The sequence below is a fragment of the Peribacillus sp. NPDC096622 genome, from assembly GCF_044762665.1.
In the GTDB taxonomy this organism is placed as follows: Bacteria; Bacillota; Bacilli; order Bacillales; family DSM-1321; genus Peribacillus; species Peribacillus frigoritolerans_B.
The window spans coordinates 46640-68679 of the sequence record NZ_JBIWES010000010.1 but is presented as its reverse complement, the minus strand read 5'-3'; the positions used below and the strand labels follow the sequence as shown (position 1 = coordinate 68679).

The window sequence follows — 22040 nt, the reverse complement described above, 5'->3', positions numbered from 1 at the left end:
CATGTTGATGGAACATGCCTTTAATGAATCGTTCATTGGATGAAATTTCGCAATTGGCTGATGAAGTTCAAGATTTGAAAATGGATTTTCGCCATTTCCTCCGCCGTTTGTTCTTCACAGTTCTCCAGCCACTCAGTAATCACTCCTAAAATAGCCGATGTCAGGAAGGCGTGCATATACATGCGGAATGCTTCATTTTTTGCTGCTGGATGCAGGCTGATCAAACGCTCCAATAGTACTTCACCGAATACCCGCTTTATTTTTTTGGCAAAAGAAGGATCGCCCTGATCACCAAGAATGGCCCTTAATGCGTGAGCATGTTCACTGATGAATTGAAAAATCGCTATGAAAGGCGGGTAAAGTTGCTGTTGATGAAGAGCCAAAAAAGCCTCTTTCGGCAAAATGGCAGTAATGCGGGTTCGAAGTTCATTTAACAATTCCTGCTGTAAGTGATCCATCAATTCATATTTATCTGTGTAATGCAAATAGAATGTACCCCGATTAATGTTGGCGCGCTCTGCAATTTTCTTCACTGATACATGTGAGAACCCCTCTGCTTCAACAAGTGCAATAAAATGATGCTGTATCTGCATTTTCGTCTTTTGTACCATATCCTCATGAATCGATGCCATGGAATGTCTCCTTCACTGAACATTTTTCCAAATGTGTTGATTGTATTAGACCGAGTGCTACCTTAGAATGATGATACACTCAACACCGTGTTAATTAAAGAGGGAGGATGTGTGTGCAATGGAAAATGCGATTTCCATTGAAGGGATTGCTAAGGGTTTTCAGCAGAAGAAGGTCATTCAGCCATTGAGCCTGAATATTGAAAAAAGCGGGATTTTTGGCTTGTTAGGCCCATCCGGATGCGGAAAGACGACCTTGATTAAAATGATTGTCGGATTGATTAAGCCCGATGCGGGTAAAGTCACGGTTCTGGATCAAGAAGTGCCAAATGAAGCACTGTTGCTGGATGTCGGCTATATGGCACAGTCCGATGCTTTATATACAGACCTGACGGGGGCCGAAAACCTTGAATTTTTTGCGAAGCTTTATCGTTTTTCGAAAAAGGAACGAAGGGAACGCATTCAATATGCAGCTGAAATCGTACAGTTGACGAGTGATTTGAACGTTCGGGTTGCCCATTATTCAGGGGGAATGAAACGCCGTCTGTCACTGGCGGTTGCACTCATCCAAAATCCTGAGATTCTCATTTTGGATGAACCGACAGTAGGGATAGACCCTTTGCTGAAACAATCGATTTGGCAGGAACTTGAGCGTTTAAGAAATGAAGATCATAAAACGATCATCATCACGACGCATGTCATGGATGAAGCGGAACGATGCGATAAATTGGCGATGCTGCGGGAAGGTAAAGTCATCGCGGCAGGAACCCCTGCAGCTTTAAAAGCACAATTTGGCGTGGAAACGCTTGATGATGTTTTTTTAAGGATTGGAGGCGGCCTAAAATGAGAATTGCCTCTCTTGTTACTCGTATTACACAGCAGATGCGCCGGGATCGAAGGACGCTCGCTTTATTTTTCCTAGCTCCATTGCTTATTTTAACGCTCATGTATTTTATTTTCGATACAGAAGCAAGTGATTTGAATATCGTTGTTACAGGCAGTGATGAAACGATCGTTAAAGCATTGAAAAAAGCGGATTTTCAAGTAACGGCTGCAGAGGAATTCTCACAGGAAAAGATGATTGAAAATGATACGGATGGCTGGCTGCATGTTGAAAATGGCAAAATGAAACTCACACTATTGAACGACGAACCGACCCGTGCAAAAGCCGTTCAAATGCAAATGATGCAAGGCTTTCAAGGGAATGAAAAAAACACTCCTTCAATTGAGGAGCAATATGTTTACGGAAATGCCAACACAAAGGGATTTGATACCTTCAGTCCGATGCTCGTCAGCTTTTTCGTTTTCTTCTTTGTATTTTTAATAGCGGGGATTGCGCTTTTGAAAGAGCGTACAAGTGGTACGTTGGAACGGCTGCTTGCCACCCCGATTAAAAGATACGAAATCGTAGCGGGCTATGTAATCGGATATGGCTTATTCGCTCTCGTTCAAACCATAATTGTCGTACTTTATGCTGTCAATGTATTGGATATCGTCCTTGTTGGCTCCATTTGGCTCGTTTTACTGACGAATATACTGGTCGCGCTCGTTGCATTATCGCTCGGTACATTACTATCGAGTTTCGCGACATCTGAATTCCAAATGGTACAATTCATTCCGCTTGTCATCGTGCCGCAAGTCTTCTTTACAGGGATTTTCCCATTAGATGGCATGGCAGACTGGCTCCAAAAAATCGGCAAGGCCATGCCCCTCTATTACGCATCGGATGCCATGAACGGCATTATGTACAAAGGGTTCACATTCAATGAGGTTTTACTGGATTTGTTCATTCTCCTGGCCTTTGCCGTCGTTTTTATCACCATCAATATCATTAGCTTAAAAAAATACCGTGCACTATGAAATCAACAACTTTTAAAAAAGAAGCCGGATTCCTGGAAAGTGAGGAACAGGCTTTTTTGTTTTCTGGTTCGAATTTTGGTTGAAATTCGAATCAGAATTCCCATCGGTGTTAATGCAGTTTGTTGACTGGCTGTTAAAGTTGTCCTAGGATATAAGGATATGCAATGATTTGGAAAGAAATAGAAGGGGGGAGTTATATGTCCCTAAAATCGTTCATGCTTTCCCTTTTGCTGTCGCAAGCATTGTTTTTGTGCGGTTTGCCTTTATTCCTTCAGCTTCTACTATATTTGAATCCTTTAGTGATCTTGGTTGTCTGGTTTTGTATACTTCTTATCGTTTCGTTTGCGATTCTTTATTATCGAGGTGAAACGGTCAGGGTTCCGCGCCTTTTATGGCAGGCAGCATTGTTTGGCTACACTTTATCATTATTGGTTTTGCTGTTCTTTCGTCCGGAAGGGCAGGTATATTCATATAATTTGATTCCTTTTTCTACGATTCTTTCATATTTATCGAACAAAATGAACGGGCTTGTGTCATTTTATAACCTTAGCGCCAATGTGGGGCTGTTCATTCCATTCGGTCTGTATTTGTTGTCCAGGGAAGGGGAAGGGCCCTCGGCTAAAAGGAAATTTATTTATCCATTACTCTCGATTTCGGGCATCGAAATCTGTCAGTTCGTTTTTCGGCGCGGAAGTTTGGATGTCGATGACCTGATCCTGAATATGATTGGTGTTTACCTAGGGTACATTCTGTATCCTTTTTTCAAGAAAGTCGCAGTGCTCCGTTCTGGAAAAGTGAAAGGATGATAGGCAGTACAAATATGTTAAATGAAAGGGTGTATTTCCATGTATAGCACGCTAGAAGAATTATCGAACCATCCGGTGTTTCATCATTTTGCAGCGATTTCCAAAATCCCGAGAGGATCGGCTAATGAAAAAGCGATCAGTGATTATCTGGTTCGCTTCGCCAAGGATAGGAACCTGGAGGTAATCCAGGATGAGGCGCTGAATGTGATTATTAAAAAGCCTGCCACAATTGGATATGAGAATGCACCTACAGTCATTATCCAGGGGCATATGGATATGGTTTGTGAAAAGCACAAGGGAACGCTTCATGATTTTGAGAAAGATCCGCTTCAATTAAGGATTGTGGGAGATATGTTATATGGAACGGATACAACATTGGGGGCGGATAATGGAATTGCTGTTGCTTATGCTTTGGCATTATTGGATGCAAATGATATTCCGCATCCCTCTCTTGAAATAGTCATAACGACTGAAGAAGAAACGACAATGAACGGTGCACTTGCCGTGGATCCGGCTCACTTCAAAGGAAAAATGATGATCAATATCGATTCGGAAGAAGATGGGAAGCTTCTGGTCAGCTCTGCTGGAGGAATACGCGTGCGGCAGATCCTGCCAATCGGATGGAAACCGGCTTCCATTGTTGATGCGGTATCTTATAATATCAGGATTAAAGGGTTGAAGGGCGGACACTCCGGTATGTCCATCCATAAGGGAAGAGGGAATTCCAATAAACTTTTGGGCAGAGTATTGCATGAATTAACGACAGACTTCCCTTGCTGCATACAGCAAATGAACGGTGGCCTGAAAGGGAATGCAATCCCTCGTGAAGCGGAGGCGACTGTACTGATTTCTGTAGAAGATGTTCAGAAGATAACGGAGAGACTCCAGAAATGGGAGGATACTTTTAAAAATGAACTGCAATCTTCCGACCCTGAGATATCGATCAGGTTTGAAAAAATTGAAACGATTTCTTCAAACGTTTTTTCCAAAGAGACGGTGACTAAAGCCATTGCCTCCTTACTGGTGATCCCGCATGGCGTTCAAGGAATGAGCATGGGAATAGAAGGGTTAGTCGAAAGTTCGACGAATCTAGGGGTCGTTACAACAAATGAAGCGGAAATGATATTCGAAAGTGAAATCAGGAGTTCGGTCAAAAGCATCAAATATAATATGGTCACGCAGGCAAAGGCGATTGCCGACATGCTTGGGTGTGAGCTATTGGTTGACGCGGATTATCCGGAATGGCCCTATAATCCTGATTCGAAACTCAAGAAATTATTTGAAGAGACATACAAAGAAAAATATAATGAAGAAATTGAAATCATCGCTGTCCATGCAGGGATCGAATGTGGCGTATTCATAGATAAGATACCAGGGTTGGATACTGTTTCAATCGGGCCGGATATGTTTTCCGTACATACACCTGAAGAACACTTAAGTATCCCTTCGACCATAAACAACTGGGAATATTTTATTTACACATTAAAGCGGATGAAGGAGCTATAAACAACTATATGTCTGGGGAAACGGCAAAATGATATTCAATAGATTTGGAGACATCCTATCGTTAATCGATAGGGTGTCTCTTTTTTAGTTGAAATGAGGATCAGCCCGAGGATAAAAACATTACACTTTATTGTTTTGTACTTTTCTTGGCTAGCCATTCAGAACTTTTGTCGACAAAAGGAGTTCTATCTAAATGTAAAACAAAGTTGATTGGAACGGAAGGTACGAGACTCCTGCGGGAAAAGCGCGTCCAAGGGAGACCCCACAGGCGCAAAAGCGCCGAGGAGGCTCCCGGACCGCCCGCGGAAAGCGAGTGCCTGGAGTGGAAATCCACGTCCAAATTATACAAGCCATAAGAAGGGTCCGGAAAGCGTTTCTTTCTTTAATTGATGTACCGGCAACACCTTCAACTCCTCATGTATGGTTTCTAACTAAATGTTATAACAAAGTTGATTGGAGAGGAAGGTACGAGACTCCTGCGGGAAAAGCGCGTCCAAGGGAGACCCCGCGGCACAAGCCGAGGAGGCTCCCCGGACCGCCCGCGGAAAGCGAGTGCCTGGAGCGGAAATCAACGTTCAAATTATACAAGCCATAAGAAGGGTCCGGAAAGCGTATCTTTCTTTAATTGATGTACTGGCAACACCTTCAACTCCTCATGTATGATTTCTATCTAAATGTAAAACAAAGTTGATTGGAACGGAAGGTGCGAGACTCCTGCGGGAAAAGCGCGTCCAAGGGAGACCCCGCAGGCGCAAAAGCGCTGAGGAGGCTCCCGGACCGCCCGCGGAAAGCGAGTGCCTGGAGTGGAAATCCACGTTCAAAAATCTTCAATCCAGTTGCGCCGAGGAGGCTTGGCAGGCAGTCGGCGGAAAGGGAGCGGATTTCTGAAATCAGCTGGAATGTTTTCTTGAAAAAACTATAGGCTTTTCTTCGGATTTGTCTGCAGTCTGAAAGAAACAGAGGTTTCTTTACAATCGTTATAAAATAAACTATTGTAAAGAAAACCTAGCATTCAGTCTTAATTATTGTTCTAAATCATTATGTATAGAGGAAGGTAAATGGAAATATGGGTGTAAAGTATAGAATGGTCGTAGAACAAATGGAGAAGGAAATATTAGAAGGAAAATATACATTAAATACTAAGTTACCTACTGAAGAAGAGTTGATGAAGAAGTTCGATGTCAGCAGGAATACCATTAGAAAAGCAATCAACATATTGGTTGAGCAGGGTTATATCTATCAAGTGCAAGGAAGCGGCATATTCCTAAGGGAATTTTCCAGACCGGGCTGCATTTCGATGAGGGATATGAGCGGCTTAACCAAAGTGTTTCCAAATGATGAAATGAAAAGTAAAGTATTGAAGTTAGAATTAATAGAAGCTGATGAAAAATTGGCCAAACAAATGAAATGCAATGTAAAAACCAAAATCTATAACCTCAAAAGGGTAAGATACTTAAATGGTGAACCCATTGTAATAGAAGAGTCCTTTTTCAATAAAGACATCATCCCCATCTTGAATAAAGAAATCGCAAATGGTTCCATTTATGATTATATAGTCGAGGATTTGAAGTTGAATATCGGGTTTGCAGATAAAATCATTTCGTGTGAAAAACTAAATGACGACGATGCCAAGCTTTTGGACTTGCAGCCAGGCGATCCGACTTTAATAGTTGAAAGTACGGTCTTTTTAAAAGCGGGAGCCGTTTTTGATCTATCAATCGAGAAATATAATTACACTTCAGCCAAATTATTAACATTGACTTAAAGAAAGCGGGAAATTCTTAAATAAGATTTTACGGTGTGAATTGGAAATGTCGATTCACACCGTTTTTTTAATTCATTTCTCTTTTTCCCCAACGATCCCATAAAACAAAATCTTCATAATATCCTCAGTCAAAGGCAGGATGCTTTGATAAACCTCCTCCCGTTGGATATATTCATTCATCGCTTTTATATAAAATAAAATCGCTTCATTGGATAAGTTCGGATTAACATATCCTTGTTCCTTCCCTTGGTTAAACAGATCAATAAAGCGTGGCAGGGCCTTTTCTGTGTATATTTTTTCCATGTAATTGACTCCGGAAGTATATTCCCTCATTAAATATTGATAAAAATCTTCATGAATTTGTTTCGCAGTTTCATTCTTCGTGAACATCAGCTGCTTTATTTTTTCAGGGAAAGCAACGTTGCTGGTAAGAATTTGTTCAAATTCATCCAATGCCTTATTTGTATAATGAATAAAAACCTCATGAATCAAGTTATGTTTACTTTCGAAGTAATTATATATCGTTACTTGAGATACATTTGCTTTTTTGGCTATTTCCCCAATCGAAATCTTCTGTACACCATACTCCATGAATAAAGCTAAGGCAGCTTCTAATATATGCAACTTTTTTTGTTCCCTGCGTCGTTGAAATCCGTCCATTTGTTTCACCTCAACTTTAGTTTAATTAAAAATATGTAATAGAACAATAAAATAAGTTCATAAACTATTGTCAGGAAATCCCCTTTTGTATATTATGAACTAAATCGATTAAAATATTTCATATTTTTTCAATGAGGAAGAGGTGGATGAGGAATGTCAGTATTGAAAACAACGGATTTAACGAAAAAGTTTGGAAAGTTCAATGCTTTAAATGGTGTGAACATTGAAGTGAATAAAGGTGAGGTATTTGGGTTCATCGGTCCTAATGGTGCCGGAAAATCAACAACGATCCGTGTGCTGCTCGGGATTTTAAAAGCGACGGATGGGGAAGCGAAGATTTTTGGCAAGGATGCATGGAAAGATGCGGTTGAAATTCACAAGAGAATCGCATATGTTCCTGGAGATGTGAACCTATGGCCCAACTTAACAGGCGGGGAAGTTATTGATCTATTTGTTGAATTACGCGGGACGAACAATAAAAGCAGACGCGAAGAACTAATGAAAAAATTCGACTTGGATCCTTCTAAGAAATGTGGAACATATTCAAAGGGGAACAGGCAAAAGGTTGCTTTGATTGCTGCTTTCTCATCTGATGCCGACCTCTATATATTGGATGAACCAACATCAGGTCTAGATCCATTGATGGAAAGGGTTTTCCAGGAATGTGTGATGGAAGCGAAAAATGAAGGAAAAAGTATATTGCTTTCCAGTCACATTCTTTCTGAAGTGGAAAGGTTATGCGATAAAGTGGGCATCATTCGGCAAGGACAAATAATTGAAACGGGAACATTGGATGAGTTGCGTCATTTGACGAGAACGAGCTTGCTTGTCGAAACGAAGCAGCCTATTCCGGCTTTAGGGGATGTAAATGGTGTTTGGGATATCGTGAAGAAAGACGAGGCACTTTCATTCCAAGTGGATACAGAGGAATTGGATAATGTCATGAAATATATAAGCCAGTTTGGAATTGTAAAATTGGAAAGTGCGCCGCCTACATTGGAAGATTTATTCATGAGCCATTATGAAGGTGTAAGGAAGACTTCTGATTCTGGGGCGGGAGGTGCGTTATAATGGCGAACCAGTCCTATCATAATACAGGGAGGCTCTCCCGATTCATCGTACGGCAAGATCGGATTCGGATCCCTGTTTGGATAATTTCCCTATCCGTCCTTACATTCATGGTTGCAATGGCATTCACCGATCTGTATCCGACTGGGCTAGAAAGGCAAACCATTGCAGAAACGATGAAGAACCCTGCAATGACAGCGATGGTGGGGAAAGGTTACGGCCTGGATGCCTATACAAACGGAGCGATGATGGCGCATCAAATGTTACTGTTAACCGCTATGGCCGTTGGAATAATGAGTATTTTACTTGTTACGCGTCATACACGCGCAGATGAAGAGGACGGCCGTATCGAAATGATCCGTTCTTTGCCAGCTGGACGGTCGGCGAATTTATATGCAACCATTTCCGTATCGTTTGGAACGAATGCATTGATCGTGTTAATAACGGGTTTCGGATTGTATGCTCTGGGAATTGAAAGCATGGATTTGGAAGGTTCCCTTATGTATGGAGCTGCTTTAGGGGCAACCGGTATATTCTTCTCGGCGATAACGGCATTATTTGCCCAGCTTACGGAGAGTGCCCGAGGTACGATTGGTTACTCCATCACTGTATTGCTTCTCTCCTATCTTATCCGGGCGGTAGGGGATGTCAGCAATGTAACACTTTCCTGGTTTTCACCATTGGGTTGGGTTTTAGGTTCAGAAGTATATGTGAATAATTATTGGTGGCCAATCATCCTTACGATCGGTGCGGCAATCATTTTGGTTGCCCTATCTCTATATTTGAATGCCATCCGTGATTTGGAAGCTGGATTCATTCCGGCTAAGCCCGGCAGGAAATATGCTTCATCGTTTTTAAAAAGTCCGCTTGGCCTCGCGCTAAGGCTTCAGCGTACAGGATTGATCGCCTGGGCAGCCGGGATGTTCATTTTAGGAGCATCTTACGGTTCCGTTTTAGGTGATTTAGAATCCTTTTTTTCAAAAAATGAAATGATGGCGGAACTAATGACGCCAGTTGAAGGCTATTCGCTGACAGAACAATTCTTGACAATGTTGATGTCGGTCATCTCCATGATATGCACCATTCCGCCTTTAATGGCGATGTTAAAACTTAAAGGGGAAGAAAAAAAGAATCATACTGAACATTTACTGAGCCGCGCCGTATCCCGCACAAGGCTTATGGGCAGCTATTTTATCATCTCCGTCATGGCCGGTTTTCTCATGCTTGCGCTTGCTGACACCGGTCTTTGGGCAGTCGGGAATTCAGTGATGGATGAAGGGATTGCTTTCGGCACTTTATTTAGTGCAGCAATGGTCTACCTGCCTGCGATGTGGATCATGATTGGCATCGCCGTGCTGTTTATTGGCTTTGCACCAAAATTATCCGGATTGACTTGGCTTTACTTGACATACTCAATCTTAGTCGTTTATTTAGGGGGGATGCTTCAATTCCCGGAATGGATGGGAAAACTAACACCATTTGGCCATATTCCGAAACTTCCTGTTGAAGATATGGATTACATGAAGGTATCAATGCTTTCAATCCTGGCTATCTTATTACTGGCAGCAGGCTTCATCGGATATAACAAACGGGATATCCGAGGTTGATGATTCGACTATGATTCTATTATTTTTGTAAATTGTCTTCAGACTAAAGCCTGATTTCTTTGTTTCAAAGAGAAATCAGGCTTTTATTGGTTATCGGTCATGGGGAATCAATAATAGTACACCTAGCGCAATGATGATAAAGAATAAATAGCTTTCGAATTTCTTCGCGGGAATTCGCTTATTCATGAAGATTCCGAGACCTGTCGCAAGTAATATGGCTGGAATGGAATACGCGTAAAGAATAAGTGAATCGGCCGTCCATAGTCCGCCTAGCGCATGACCCGTCACGACCAGGATTCCGGATATAAGGAAATGGGCTTGCAATGTTCCGCGGAATCGATCTGGATTCCATCTTCGTAAAGTTCCATAGACGACGACAGGCACTCCGTTAAAGTTATAGGCGCTGCCAAGGACTCCCGCCGCAAAACCGAACGGCCATACCCAGCCCTTCGAGTTAAGTAATGGTTTATCCACAGCTTTAAAAAGTTTTTGCTTTAGAAGAGAATATCCTCCATATGCAATCAAAAAAACACCGAGTGCAGAAGTAATGATCAAAGAAGGTGCGTAATGGAGCAAAGCGAGGCCGGCGGGTATGCCGATGACCGTTGAAGCCGACAGCCTGATTATTACCGAGCGTTCGATATGCCGCCATCCGCTAACGACGGTTAGCGAAGCGACGGTAAGACCTGCCAATCCAATCAGGGAAACCGATGTATTAAGCGGAATGTGGAGTAAGGCAAGCAGAGGCATGCTGACAATCGCTTCACCAAACCCGAACATGGTCCGCATCAAGGCGCCGATAAAGACTGCCGCCACCACCAATATGATGCTGCTGATCGTCATTATTCCACCTCCTGAAGCGAAAATTAGCCCTTCTATAATCATACCATACCAATCTGGTTTTGGATTGAGGGAACTATGCTTTAAAACAGGTTATTCAAGGACCATAAGCCTATCTATGGAACGTTTGATATGTGTTTTGATGGTGAAGTACAGGAGTGGTTTTTGGTTGGCTTAGGAGTCAGAAATGAGGCTGGAAAAGCGGGTATATATCTTGAGGTGTTGATTTATTTTGATGTGAGGGTTTTCTAACAGATCAATAGAGGTATCGAAGGATTGTATGTTACTGGCAATACTTTTTAAGGGAAGCATTTTTAATTTAAAGAAAAAGTCATAGCCTTTCATTGGATTCGAACCAAGAAAGGCTATGATTGCGTTCACCTTTTATCAAGTTTAGCAGATAGATAATTTCCGGCGAATTGGACGGATTGAACAATGATGATAAGAAGGAATACGGTTGTTATCATGATGTCAGTTTGAAAACGGTAGTATCCATAACGAATGGCCAAGTCGCCAATTCCCCCGCCTCCTACGACCCCGGCAATAGCTGAATAGGATATGAAAGAAACGGCAGTAACAGTGAGGCCTAACAGGAGACCGGAACGGGCTTCCAATAATAAAACTTTGCTGATGATCTGGAAGGGGGACCCGCCCATCGCAACAGCAGCCTCAATTGTTCCTTTTGGCACCTCACGCAAAGATTGTTCAACAAGCCGAGCTAAAAACGGAATGGCAGCTATCGATAGTGGGATGGAGGCGGCAAGCGGACCTACAGATGTTCCCAATAACGTTCGTGTAAATGGAATAAGAGCAATCAGTAAAATGATGAATGGGAATGAACGGACCGTGTTGATCATTGCATTTAAAACGTTATTTAAGATAGTCTGTTCGAGTAATTGTTCCTTTGAAGTCAAAAATGCAAGGAAACCAAGCGGGAGGCCTAATAAGATAGCTGCCAATATCGCTATCCCCACCATTAAAAATGTTTGGCCTACACCTAAGTAAATTTCAGGGAGTAAGGAAATGATATTATCAAACACTTACCTTCACCTCTTCAGATTCATGTTTTAATAGAATTTTACCGATTTTTGTTGTGGGTATGGTTCTATTGTCCGCTAAGTTCAATTCCTCCATGATTTTCCCATTTTCCATGACAGCCACCCTATTTGCTAACCTTCGAATTACATTCATTTCATGAGTCACGATCAGGATGGTCACACCATAGGTTTCGTTTATTTTTTTTAGATAGGCCAGGATGGATTGAGTGGTTTGTGGATCAAGTGAAGAGGTGGGCTCATCACAAAGCAATACATTTGGTCTTGTGCTTATGGCACGGGCAATCGCGACTCTTTGCTTTTGTCCGCCAGAGAGCTGAGCTGGATAATGATTTGCCTTATCAGATAAATCAACGATTTGCAGGGACTCGGCAATGATTTTGGCGCGTTCATGTTTTGGTACATTGGCAAGTTCCAATGCGAGGCTGACATTTCCTTGCACCGTTCGATTTGCCAAGAGGTTGAAATGCTGGAAAACCATCCCGATTTTGTTGCGTGCTTCCCGAAGCTGTTTGCCAGATAAATCACTAAGGATCGAATCATTTATCGCGATCGTACCTTCCGTAGGCTTTTCCAGCAGGTTGCCCATGCGCAGTAAAGTAGATTTACCTGCCCCGCTAAAACCGATGATCCCATATATTTCATTTTCCCTAATATCAAGATTCACATGGGAAACCGCAGTGAATAATTTGTTTTTGACAGAAAAGGTTTTACAAACATTAGTAAACTTTATCATTCTGAACCTCCGATCTGCATGCGTTATATATCTTTCATTTAAAATAATCAGGTCGGTGAAAACCTTCAAACTCTTTATTGCTTTCAATCGCTTTTTGAAAGTCAGGGGATTGGTAGGCGTCAATGATTTCCTTCACAAATTGCTTGTCTTTATCTTCGGTTCTTACCGCCACAAAATTTTGGTATTCAAATGGGGGATCTTCTAAATAGATGGCAGAAGATAATTTCCGGTCGGATACCAGGATGGTATACCCATTCGCTACCGCATAATCTACATCAGGCAAGATTCGAGGAACTTGAGCCTGTTCCACCTCAACAAATGAAAATTTCACCTTTTGCTCCACGATATCTTTTTTGGATACAGTCAGGGGATCGTATCCCTTTTTTAATTGAAGCCAGCCAATTTGTTCAAGCATTCTCAATGCTCGTGCCACGTTAGCGGGGTCATTGGGGATTGCCACTTTTTGCCCCTCCTTCAATTCATCCTTGCTTCCATGTATGTCTGAATATAACCCCATGGGTGCTGTAGGGACTTTAATGGTTTCGGTAAGTTCCAGTTTGTTTTCATTGATGAAATTCTTGAAAAATGCAGTATGCTGAAATACATTAACATCGATTGAGCCTTCCGCTAAGGCAAAGTTTGGTTGGTTCGGGTCACTGATTTCCACATACTTAACGGTGTATCCTTTATTTTTCAGGTAGGGTTCTATTCCTTTTTTCACTTGGTCACTATAAGGGCCTGGAGTGAAGCCGAAAATAATTTCTTTCTTATCTTCACTCGCGGCTTTTTCACTGCCGCTGCTGGTGCAAGCTGAAAGCAACATGACGAATAATAGGGACATGATGATAAACAAAAATGAATTTCTCATCTGGAATTCCTCTTTTCTTTTTTATGGGTCCATTCTTTTTTTGGGAATAAAAAAAAGCATGAACAAGGTTTGTTCATGCCGCCGGTTATCCGGTAGGCTTTCATAGTATAGTTTTCCAATTGGAATAATTAAACTATAACAAGATTGCTGATTATTTATCAAGTATTATTTTTACTGGTTATTTTTGGGTAATTAGTTAAATCATACTTGACCAATTAATTTTATCGGATTATGATAGTAAACATAAAAAAATAGCTTATCGGACAACCGAGAGCCCTTGTTAGGAGTCAGTTCCATACTCCTTCAAGGGCTTTTGTATTATCCAAGGGGGGATTGCTTAATGAAGGTCAATAAAAGAAGACGGCTAGCCGAAAGTTTGAAAGATGGAAGAAATGTTTGGCTTGATGGAAAGAAAATAGACGATCTATATGCCCATCATGCTTTCACAGGCACCCTGGACACATTAACACATTTGTTGGATATGCTGGATTCGCCTGAGGAACAAAAGATTGTCGGATATGAAAGTCCAAAAACAAAGGAATTTGTTCACAAATCTTTTCTTATCCCCAAAGATATGGAAGAGCTGATTTCAAGAAGAAAGGCCTTTGAATTATGGTCGCGGAAAACTTATGGAGTGATGAGCCGATTATCTGACTATGCGAATTCGATGGTTACAGGCTACTACATTGATAGGGATTTCTTTAACCAATATGATTCAGGATTTTCCAAGAAAATCACGGAATACTATGAACAGGCCAGGGATGAACGACGTATTGTGATTCAGGCCATACTTGATCCTCAGATCGATAGGTCAAAGCCAGGTGATGAACAGGAAGATGCTTTATTGAGAGTCATAAAGGAAACGGAGGAAGGAATCGTCGTTAGAGGTGCGAAAATGATTGCTACCGCTTCCCCGTATGCTCACGATGTCATCATCATGCCGCATCAGAAACTGTCTTCTGATAAAACAGAACAAGCAAATATGTGCATTATCCCTTTGAATCTTCCCGGCCTGCAAATTGTCTGTCGTGAATCATTCGCCTCAAGAGATCAAAGGAAACATCCATTAAGTGCGCAATTTGATGAAATGGACGCTGTTTTATTATTTGATGATGTGTTGATTCCTTGGGAACGTGTATTTATAAGGGGATCCGTAGAAGGGGTGTTTGAGGCGCAGCGGCACCAGCAATTAAACTGTCTCGCCCATCATCAAACGGTTGTCCGATTGCTGACGAAACTTCAATTCGTTGCAGGGGTGGCTACGGCCATCGCTCAATCGATCGGTGTCGATCAATTCTTACAAGTGAAGGAGAAGCTTGGTGAACTATATACCCAAATCGATAGTATAGAGGCATTGCTTATTGTCTCGGAGATTCAAGGATCACTAAACGAAAAGGGTGTTTATCTACCTGCTCTCGTACCCTTGCAAACCGCGCGAAATCTTGGAACCCGCCATTATCCAAGAGCGATCGAGATTTTAAAACAAATCGGGGCAGGCGGTTTTATCCAGCTCCCTTCTACAACGATAGAGGACAGCAACGAACTCATTCCATTATTAGAAAAGTATTTTAGAGGAGCGAATGTCGATGCCGTCACTAAAACGTCTTTATTTCAAGTAGGATGGGAACTGATAGGGAGCACACTGGGATCAAGGCATGATCTGTATGAAAGGCTGTATACCGGGGATCCCATTCGAACCTTTGCCATGCAGTATGAAACCTATGATAAAGAGCCATTAAAACGAAGACTCCACCATTTTTTGGAGGAGGTAAATGGAAAGGGGAATTGTGATGATCGAAAACAATCGGTATCTTCAACGACTTAATGATGGGAGAAATATCTGGTTAGATGGAGATATCATCAAGAACGTAGGGGAACATCCTGCATTTAAAGGAACGGTCCATACGATTCAGTCCTTGCTGGATTTACAAACAAAAACAGGCAGTAAATCCTTGCTGACATACAAGACGGAGGAAGGGCTTGATGCGAACCTGTCATTCTTCGTTCCAAGAACACATAAGGATCTGGAAAAAAAACGTTTGGCGTATCAGCATTGGGCCGATCAGACTTTTGGAGTCATGAGCCGTCTATCTGAATATTCCCGTTCCATAATTACTGGCTGGTTCGCAAACCGCTCAGAATATGAAGATGCACATCCAGGTTTTTCAGAGAAAATAGAAAGCTATTACTATCAATCCCGTAATCTTGATTTATTGTCAACAGTTGCAGGGCATGATCCACAAAAGGATCGTTCAAAAACATTAGTGGGAAAGAAACCGGGAATTTTACATATCAGCCGTAAAAATCGTGAAGGAATCTATGTTCGCGGTGCGAAAATGATTGCGACAGCTGCTCCATATGTTGATGAAATTTTAATTTTTTCCTATCACAAAAGAGGGGAAAATGAACGTGAATTCGCAAATGTTTTCTTTGTTCCTGTCAATGCCAAAGGTTTGCATATCGTTTGCAGGGAGTCGTTTTCTGATGAACGAGAGGAGGATCATCCGCTAAGTGCACGTTTTGACGAAATGGATGCCGTCTTGATTTTTGATGATGTATTCATCCCTTGGGAGCGGGTGCTTGTTCAAGAGGATCCTGAATTTGCATGGATGCTTCGTTGTGATGCCCCTTCATCAATGCTTAGCCAGCATCAAACTGTTGTGAGGCTTGTCAGCAAACTGGAAAGTGTTGCAGCAATCGGAAATGAATTAGCGGAAACGGCTGGTGCTACACAATTTTTACATGTGAAAGAGAAGCTTGCAGAATTGATCATCCAGCTTGAAACCATTAAGGCATTACTGCTCGCTTCGGAATATAAAGCGAAAATGCATAATGGCATAATGCTTCCTGATCGAGATTTTTTAACGACAGCCAGAAATCTGGGAACGAGATTCTACCCAAGGGCATTGGAAATCATCCAGCAAATTGGTGCAGGAGGACTGTTACAGGTCCCATCCAGCTTGAAAGAATTGGAAGGCCCCATAGGTCCTTTGTTAAAAGAGTATTACCAGGGTACAGAGACATCTGCCGAGGATAGGACCCGATTAATTAAATTGTCGTGGGATTTATTAGGGAGTCCGCTTGCATCACGGCATGAATTATATGAACGATTTTATTCCGGTGATCCTGTCAGAACATATGCTGCACAGTACACAAATTATAAAAAAAAGCAGAATCTCGTAGATTATGCTTATGAGATTTTAAAATAAGGAGGTTTTATAATGTCTGTGCATTTTTACTGGTATGTGCCTACAAATGGCGATGGAGAATACTTAGGACTAAACGAGCCGCAGAGGAAACCCACTTTGGATTATATAGTGAATGTTGCTAAAGCGGCAGAAGAGGCTGGTTTTGAAGGGGTTTTGATTCCAACAGGCATTCCTTACCTGGATTCATGGATAGTGGGCTCGGCAATCATTCATCATACAAGAACGATCAAGCCATTGATTGCCTTTCGCCCAGGATTCATTGCTCCTACGGTTGCCGCAAAAATGGCCGCGACCCTTGACCAATTCTCGGAAGGGCGACTGCTTGTCAATGTAGTTACTGGAGGTTCGGCAAAAGAATTGGGGCAGGATGGTGACTTCCTTGAGCATAATGAGCGATATGCCAGAACAGGTGAATTCCTTGATGTGGTACAAAAATCATGGACGGAAGAAAAAGTGAATCATATAGGAGACTATTTCACGGTCAGCGATGGAGTATTGAATCCAAGTATCCGCCAAAGTCCGAATATTCCGGTTTATTTCGGAGGCTCATCCGATGCAGCAAAGGAAATTGCAGCGAAATCTGCCGATGTTTATTTACAATGGGGAGAACCAGCGGAGCAAATTGAACAACAAATCAATGATGTCAAACACAGAGCCAGGAAGTATGGAAGGCATTTGGAATATGGTGTCAGGATTCATGTGATTGTTCGGGACGAGGAGAATGAGGCATGGGAAGCAGCGAGGAAAATAATAAGCAGGGCAGGCAGGGAATCTTTGGAAAATATGAGTCATTACTATGAAACGACGGATTCGGTGGCTCAAAAGCGGATGAATGAATTAACGAAGAACAAGGAACGTTTTGGAAGGTATGGTTGGTCGGGAATCGGGAAAATCAGAAAAGGAGCAGGTACAGCCATTGTTGGCACTCCTGAACAAGTGAGGGAAGGCCTGCAAGAATATATCGATATTGGCGTCAAGCATTTTATCCTATCAGGTTTTCCACACTTGGAAGAAGCAGAAAGATTTGGGAGAACGGTGCGGCCATTATTTGGAGAAAAGGTTTTATGAGCAGGAAGATCCTGAAAACTAAGGAGGGAAGGATATGAAATTTTCAATCTGGGGAGCTAATTTATCCGGTGGTTTCTTACGGGCAAACGTAGAACAAAATACGGATGGAAGTATGGAATACAATCGTAAACTTGCAAAAATGGCAGACCAGCTACAAGTTGACTCCATCCTTTATGCAATTCGCTATGTCGGCAGTATTGGAGGCAGCTCGGCGGATAGAGGGCAACTGGATCCTTTATCGGTTATTACTGCTTTGGCAGGGGATACCGAAAACGTTCATTTCATTGCTGCGGTTTTACCGGGTTTCATTCATCCTGCAACCCTCGCTAAAATAGGTTCGAGCATCGATATTATCTCAAAAGGGAGATTTCACATTAATTTGGTCAGCGGCTGGTTTAAAGAAGAACAAGAAATGTTCGGGATAGAATGGATTAAGCACGAAGAGCGATATAAACGTTCAAGGGAATACCTGAAGGTTTTAAAGGGATTGTGGACGACCGATCATTTTTCTTATCAAGGAGACTATTATCAAATCAATAATGCTATATTGGCACCGAAACCTATTCAAAAACCATATCCACCAATCTATCAAGGCGGGAATTCACGAGATTCCCAAGAAATGGCGGGTGAATTATCCGACTATTACTTTATGAATGGGGCTTCCAAAGTAGAGTTGAAAGAACAAATGGAATATGTGAAGGCTGCAGCACGAAAGCATGGTCGTGAAGTGAAATTTGCCGTCAATGCTTTTGTCATTGCCAGAAAAACGGAAGAGGAGGCAAAAAACGAATATCAGTATATTATCGAACGCGCAGACGATACGGCAATAGCACAGTTTAAAAACCGTAAAGATACAAAAGGAATGTGGAAAAATGCGTCTTCAATTAGTGATTTTGTAGCAAATAATGAGGGATTCAGGACAGGGCTAATCGGCAGTTACGAATCGGTTGCGATCAAAATCCAGGAACTTCAAGCGATCGGAATCGATAAGATCCTATTAACCTTTCGAAATGCACTACAAGAATTACCGGACTTTTATAAAAACGTAAACAATCGTTTGGAATCAGAGTTCATAAAGAAATAAATATGGACAAGGATTGTTGGGGCTTAATCGAGGACGCAATATGGAACTTTGGGTGAATGGTAAAACACTGAAATACGAAGGACCGCCATATGGTGGTCTTTTTCATTTTTTCCTCTACTGAAATCACTCCCTTGGTTTTCTCAATAAAGAATCCGTGCTCACAATGGGGAACAAACAATATACGCAATATGAGCGAAAAAACTAAGAATACTGGAATGTTGAACGCAAAAAAACATATTAGGGCTATCTAGGGAATAAAATGAAGGGAATATTTTGAAGGAAAGTGGGGCAGTGCATGTGAAAATCCATGTGGTGAATAGGGGGGATTCTTTGTGGGGAATTTCCCAGCAATATGGTGTCAGTACCAACCGGATTGTTCGGATCAATGGCCTTGAAAATCCAGATAAGCTGGTGATTGGCCTAGCTCTTTTGATTCCCGAACCTTATCTTCAGTACAGGGTTCAGCAAGGGGATACTCTAGAAAAAATCTCAAATCAGTTTGGAACTGCGGTACAGGAAATCATGCAATCGAATCGCATCACAAATCCTTCTACTATCTATCCAGGGCAGAGACTAACCATTCCGGTTATTTATCATACCGTAAGGGAACGAGATACCCTTTATGATATAGCAAGACGTTATGGAACGACAGTTCAAGCCATTATGCAGATGAATCGGATTACAGATCCGTCCAATATTCATATCGGTAGGATAATGAGGATTCCCCAGAAACCAAAACCCATCATTGAAGTAAATGGTTTTACAAACGTTTACGGGCAAGCAGGTGCGCAGCAGGTACGTGAAGTAGCCTACGATTTGACCTACGTAAGTCCATTTGGTTATAGAATGAGGCAAGATGGCAGCTTAGAAGTCATAGATGATACCCCGACGATACGGGCGGCACAGTCAACTGGCGTCATACCCATGATGTGCATAACGAATTTTTCCGCGACGGAAGCGGGAACACAGCTTGCACATACGATACTTTCCGATTTAAGTTTAGTGGAAAAAATATTAACCAACGTCATAAAAACGATGAAAAACAAAGGGTACCGTGGATTGAATATCGACTTTGAAAGTGTAGCACCAGAGGACCGTGATTTCTATAATCGCTTTCTCCAAAGAGCAGTGGATCGATTGCGTCCTGAGGGTTACTTTGTGTCATCCTCCCTTGCCCCAAAAACTAGCGCCAGCCAAAAGGGATTATTAGTTGAGGCACATGATTATCCAGTTCACGGACGACTGCTCGATTTCGTAGTGCTGATGACATATGAATGGGGTTATCGAAAGGGGCCGCCACAGGCAATCTCTCCCATTAATGAAATAAAGCGTGTCCTTGACTATGCCGTAACGGCGATACCAACAAATAAAATCTTCATAGGATTTCAAATTTATGCACGGGACTGGCTCATTCCTCATGAAGAGGGCCAGGAAGCAGAGACTTTCGACATGCAGGAAGCCATCAGACGCGCCGTCCAATATAATGTAGAAATAAAATATGATGAGACAGCCCAATCACCGTATTATAGGTACAAAGATAATCAGGGACGCACACATGAAGTTTGGTTTGAGGACGCACGCAGTGCTAAAGCTAAATTCGATCTGGTGAAGAGTTACAGGTCAAGGGGCCTCAGTTATTGGGTACTTGGTTATCCTTTTCCCCAGAATTGGGAATTGCTTGGGGATACATTCATTGTACGGAAACTGTAGGGTGGTTTGTTACAGCAAGGTGGATCACACATTATTAATATAGTGATGGGCAGCTTTTTTTATAAAGCTGTCTATTTTAGTGACTTCGAAATGCACTACAAGAATTACAGGTTTTTTTAACAACGAGGACGCCATATGTGTTCTTTTTCATTTTAATGAGAACTCTTAATTCAAAAAAGGAAAAGGGCTCCTCATTGTGGAATTAGGAGACTGGAATATTACTTATCCGGAGGAACATTTAATGGAATTAACCATCATTAATACGTTTACAGATCAACCTTTTAAAGGAAACCCTGCAGCTGTCTGCCTTCTTACTGGGGAAAGTGACAGCGAGTGGATGCAGCGAATGGCTAAAGAAATTAATATGCCTGTCACTGCGTTCATTCACCTTCATAAAGCTGAATGGCAGCTGCGTTGGTTCACACCTTCCATTGAAATACCGATTTGTGGACATGGGACGCTGGCAAGCTCTTTCTTTTTGTGGGGGAAAGAATACGTGCCAAGGGATCGACCGATTGTCTATCAGACGAAAAGTGGGCTTCTCACAGCAAGATTCGTTCATGGAATGGTTCAATTGGAGTTCCCGCCATTAATCGAGCAGGAGACCGCTGTCCCTGAATCACTGATAAAAGCTTTAGGTGTTGTGCCTGCGTATGTTGGACAAAGCAAATGGGATTATCTAGTCGAAGTTCAATCAGAGGAAATCGTAAGGAATATGAAGCCGGATATAGATTCCATTGCCCAATTGCCGATTCGGGGTGTCATTGTAACGAGTCGATCGGATAGCGGTGAATATGATTTCGTTTCACGTTTCTTTTCCCCTGCCCAAGGCCTTGACGAAGATCATGTAACGGGCTCGGCCCATTGTTGCCTTGGACCATATTGGAAAAGAAAGTTGGACAAAAGTAGTTTTATAGCCTATCAGGCATCGGAAAGAGGAGGACTATTGAAGGTTGAAGTAACGGAAGACACAGTTAAACTTTCCGGACATGCCGTGACAATATTCGAAGGGAGCTTAAACATTTAATCCAAGGGTTTGGGGGGGTTCGAACGTTCATTTCCATTCCAGTCCCGCTTTTTGCGGCGGTCCGCCCTCGGCGCTTTTGCGCCTGTGGGATCTCCCTTGGACTCGTTTTCCCGCAATAGTATCGCCTTCCATTCTAATCAACTGGATTGTTTTTTTAAGAAAAACTGTGGTCTAGCCTCATCACTAACCTTGATTAAGAAATGGTTAAACTTTGGGTTTTTTTATTGTTTTATGAAACTCTCATTGGATTGAAGAAATTTGCGACACTCCTGCCGAATAACTGGCTAGCCGAGACCCCACAGACGCTTGAGTCGATGAGTCTTGGCAGCCAGTCGGCGGAAAGGGAGCGGGTTTCTGAAATCAGCGAACGTTCTTTTAAATAAAAAACCGCAGCAAACTAGTTCAATATGTTTTTTTATTGTTTTATGAAACTCTCATTGGATTGCAGAAATTTGCGACACTCCTGCCGAATAACTGGCTAGCCGAGACCCCACAGACGCTTGAGTCGATGAGTCTTGGCAGCCAGTCGGCGGAAAGGGAGC

The 22040-nt window shown here is 42.2% G+C and carries 20 protein-coding genes; 14 read left to right on the top strand and 6 right to left on the bottom strand.

Translation table 11 applies throughout. The annotated features are described in order from the left end of the window. Positions 1-32 precede the first annotated feature (32 nt). A complete protein-coding gene (locus tag ACIQYG_RS17700; protein ID WP_402840422.1) occupies positions 33-632 on the bottom strand; it encodes a TetR/AcrR family transcriptional regulator in 600 nt (199 codons plus the stop codon). A gap of 118 nt (positions 633-750) precedes the next feature. On the opposite strand from ACIQYG_RS17700, the gene ACIQYG_RS17695 reads away from it, so the two are divergent. From ACIQYG_RS17695 to ACIQYG_RS17675, 5 genes are all read left to right on the top strand, one after another. Further along, complete coding sequence (locus tag ACIQYG_RS17695) at positions 751-1476, top strand: ABC transporter ATP-binding protein (RefSeq protein ID WP_402840419.1); 726 nt, start codon at positions 751-753, stop codon at positions 1474-1476. Next, positions 1473-2489, top strand: a complete 1017-nt coding sequence (locus ACIQYG_RS17690; RefSeq protein WP_402840416.1) for an ABC transporter permease — start codon at positions 1473-1475, stop codon at positions 2487-2489. Before ACIQYG_RS17695 ends, ACIQYG_RS17690 begins: the two co-directional genes overlap by 4 nt. Positions 2490-2686: 197 nt before the next feature. Then, entirely contained in the window at positions 2687-3295 is a 609-nt protein-coding gene (locus ACIQYG_RS17685) for a VanZ family protein (RefSeq protein ID WP_402840414.1), read from the top strand. Positions 3296-3334: 39 nt separating this feature from the next. Further along, positions 3335-4801, top strand: coding sequence for an aminoacyl-histidine dipeptidase (locus tag ACIQYG_RS17680; protein ID WP_402840411.1), 1467 nt, complete (start codon positions 3335-3337; stop codon positions 4799-4801). Between the two features lie 1066 nt (positions 4802-5867). Beyond that, positions 5868-6566: a GntR family transcriptional regulator gene (locus tag ACIQYG_RS17675; protein ID WP_402840408.1), complete on the top strand. Its 699-nt coding sequence runs from the start codon at positions 5868-5870 to the stop codon at positions 6564-6566. A gap of 72 nt (positions 6567-6638) precedes the next feature. Here the strand turns inward: ACIQYG_RS17675 and ACIQYG_RS17670 are convergent, their stop codons facing one another. Beyond that, positions 6639-7226, bottom strand: a complete 588-nt coding sequence (locus ACIQYG_RS17670) for a TetR/AcrR family transcriptional regulator (RefSeq protein ID WP_402840405.1) — start codon at positions 7224-7226, stop codon at positions 6639-6641. Positions 7227-7379: 153 nt separating this feature from the next. Here ACIQYG_RS17670 and ACIQYG_RS17665 point away from each other — a divergent pair, with 153 nt between their 5' ends. Both ACIQYG_RS17665 and ACIQYG_RS17660 read left to right on the top strand, forming a co-directional pair. Beyond that, a complete protein-coding gene (locus ACIQYG_RS17665; protein WP_402840402.1) occupies positions 7380-8297 on the top strand; it encodes an ABC transporter ATP-binding protein in 918 nt (305 codons plus the stop codon). Further along, positions 8297-9901 (top strand): ABC transporter permease, encoded by a 1605-nt coding sequence (locus ACIQYG_RS17660; protein ID WP_402840399.1) that lies wholly within the window; start codon positions 8297-8299, stop codon positions 9899-9901. The genes ACIQYG_RS17665 and ACIQYG_RS17660 overlap by 1 nt, the downstream gene beginning before the upstream one ends. 90 nt (positions 9902-9991) lie before the next feature. Here the strand turns inward: ACIQYG_RS17660 and ACIQYG_RS17655 are convergent, their stop codons facing one another. From ACIQYG_RS17655 to ACIQYG_RS17640, 4 genes are all read right to left on the bottom strand, one after another. Beyond that, on the bottom strand, positions 9992-10744 hold the full coding sequence (locus tag ACIQYG_RS17655; RefSeq protein ID WP_402840396.1) for a sulfite exporter TauE/SafE family protein: 753 nt from the start codon (positions 10742-10744) through the stop codon (positions 9992-9994). 374 nt (positions 10745-11118) lie between these two features. Further along, a complete protein-coding gene (locus tag ACIQYG_RS17650) occupies positions 11119-11781 on the bottom strand; it encodes a methionine ABC transporter permease (RefSeq protein WP_402840393.1) in 663 nt (220 codons plus the stop codon). Further along, on the bottom strand, positions 11774-12532 hold the full coding sequence (locus tag ACIQYG_RS17645; RefSeq protein WP_402840389.1) for a methionine ABC transporter ATP-binding protein: 759 nt from the start codon (positions 12530-12532) through the stop codon (positions 11774-11776). Before ACIQYG_RS17645 ends, ACIQYG_RS17650 begins: the two co-directional genes overlap by 8 nt. A 34-nt stretch (positions 12533-12566) precedes the next feature. Next, a complete protein-coding gene (locus tag ACIQYG_RS17640) occupies positions 12567-13400 on the bottom strand; it encodes a MetQ/NlpA family ABC transporter substrate-binding protein (protein WP_402840386.1) in 834 nt (277 codons plus the stop codon). 340 nt (positions 13401-13740) lie between these two features. On the opposite strand from ACIQYG_RS17640, the gene ACIQYG_RS17635 reads away from it, so the two are divergent. From ACIQYG_RS17635 to ACIQYG_RS17605, 7 genes are all read left to right on the top strand, one after another. Beyond that, the gene (locus tag ACIQYG_RS17635; protein ID WP_402840383.1) at positions 13741-15225 is read left to right on the top strand and encodes a 4-hydroxyphenylacetate 3-hydroxylase family protein; all 1485 of its coding nucleotides are present in this window, start codon (positions 13741-13743) and stop codon (positions 15223-15225) included. Then, entirely contained in the window at positions 15173-16609 is a 1437-nt protein-coding gene (locus ACIQYG_RS17630) for a 4-hydroxyphenylacetate 3-hydroxylase family protein (protein WP_402840380.1), read from the top strand. The genes ACIQYG_RS17635 and ACIQYG_RS17630 overlap by 53 nt, the downstream gene beginning before the upstream one ends. Before the next feature lie 12 nt (positions 16610-16621). After that, positions 16622-17677: an LLM class flavin-dependent oxidoreductase gene (locus ACIQYG_RS17625; RefSeq protein ID WP_402840377.1), complete on the top strand. Its 1056-nt coding sequence runs from the start codon at positions 16622-16624 to the stop codon at positions 17675-17677. A 34-nt stretch (positions 17678-17711) separates the two neighbouring features. Further along, positions 17712-18761 (top strand): LLM class flavin-dependent oxidoreductase, encoded by a 1050-nt coding sequence (locus ACIQYG_RS17620; protein ID WP_402840374.1) that lies wholly within the window; start codon positions 17712-17714, stop codon positions 18759-18761. A 297-nt stretch (positions 18762-19058) separates the two neighbouring features. Then, positions 19059-20471 carry a glycoside hydrolase family 18 protein gene (locus tag ACIQYG_RS17615; protein WP_402840701.1) on the top strand — a complete coding sequence of 471 codons (1413 nt, stop codon included), beginning with the start codon at positions 19059-19061 and terminating at the stop codon, positions 20469-20471. A 241-nt stretch (positions 20472-20712) separates the two neighbouring features. Beyond that, the gene (locus ACIQYG_RS17610) at positions 20713-21498 is read left to right on the top strand and encodes a PhzF family phenazine biosynthesis protein (RefSeq protein WP_402840371.1); all 786 of its coding nucleotides are present in this window, start codon (positions 20713-20715) and stop codon (positions 21496-21498) included. A 200-nt stretch (positions 21499-21698) separates the two neighbouring features. Continuing rightward, complete coding sequence (locus ACIQYG_RS17605) at positions 21699-21881, top strand: hypothetical protein (RefSeq protein ID WP_402840368.1); 183 nt, start codon at positions 21699-21701, stop codon at positions 21879-21881. Positions 21882-22040: the final 159 nt, after the last annotated feature.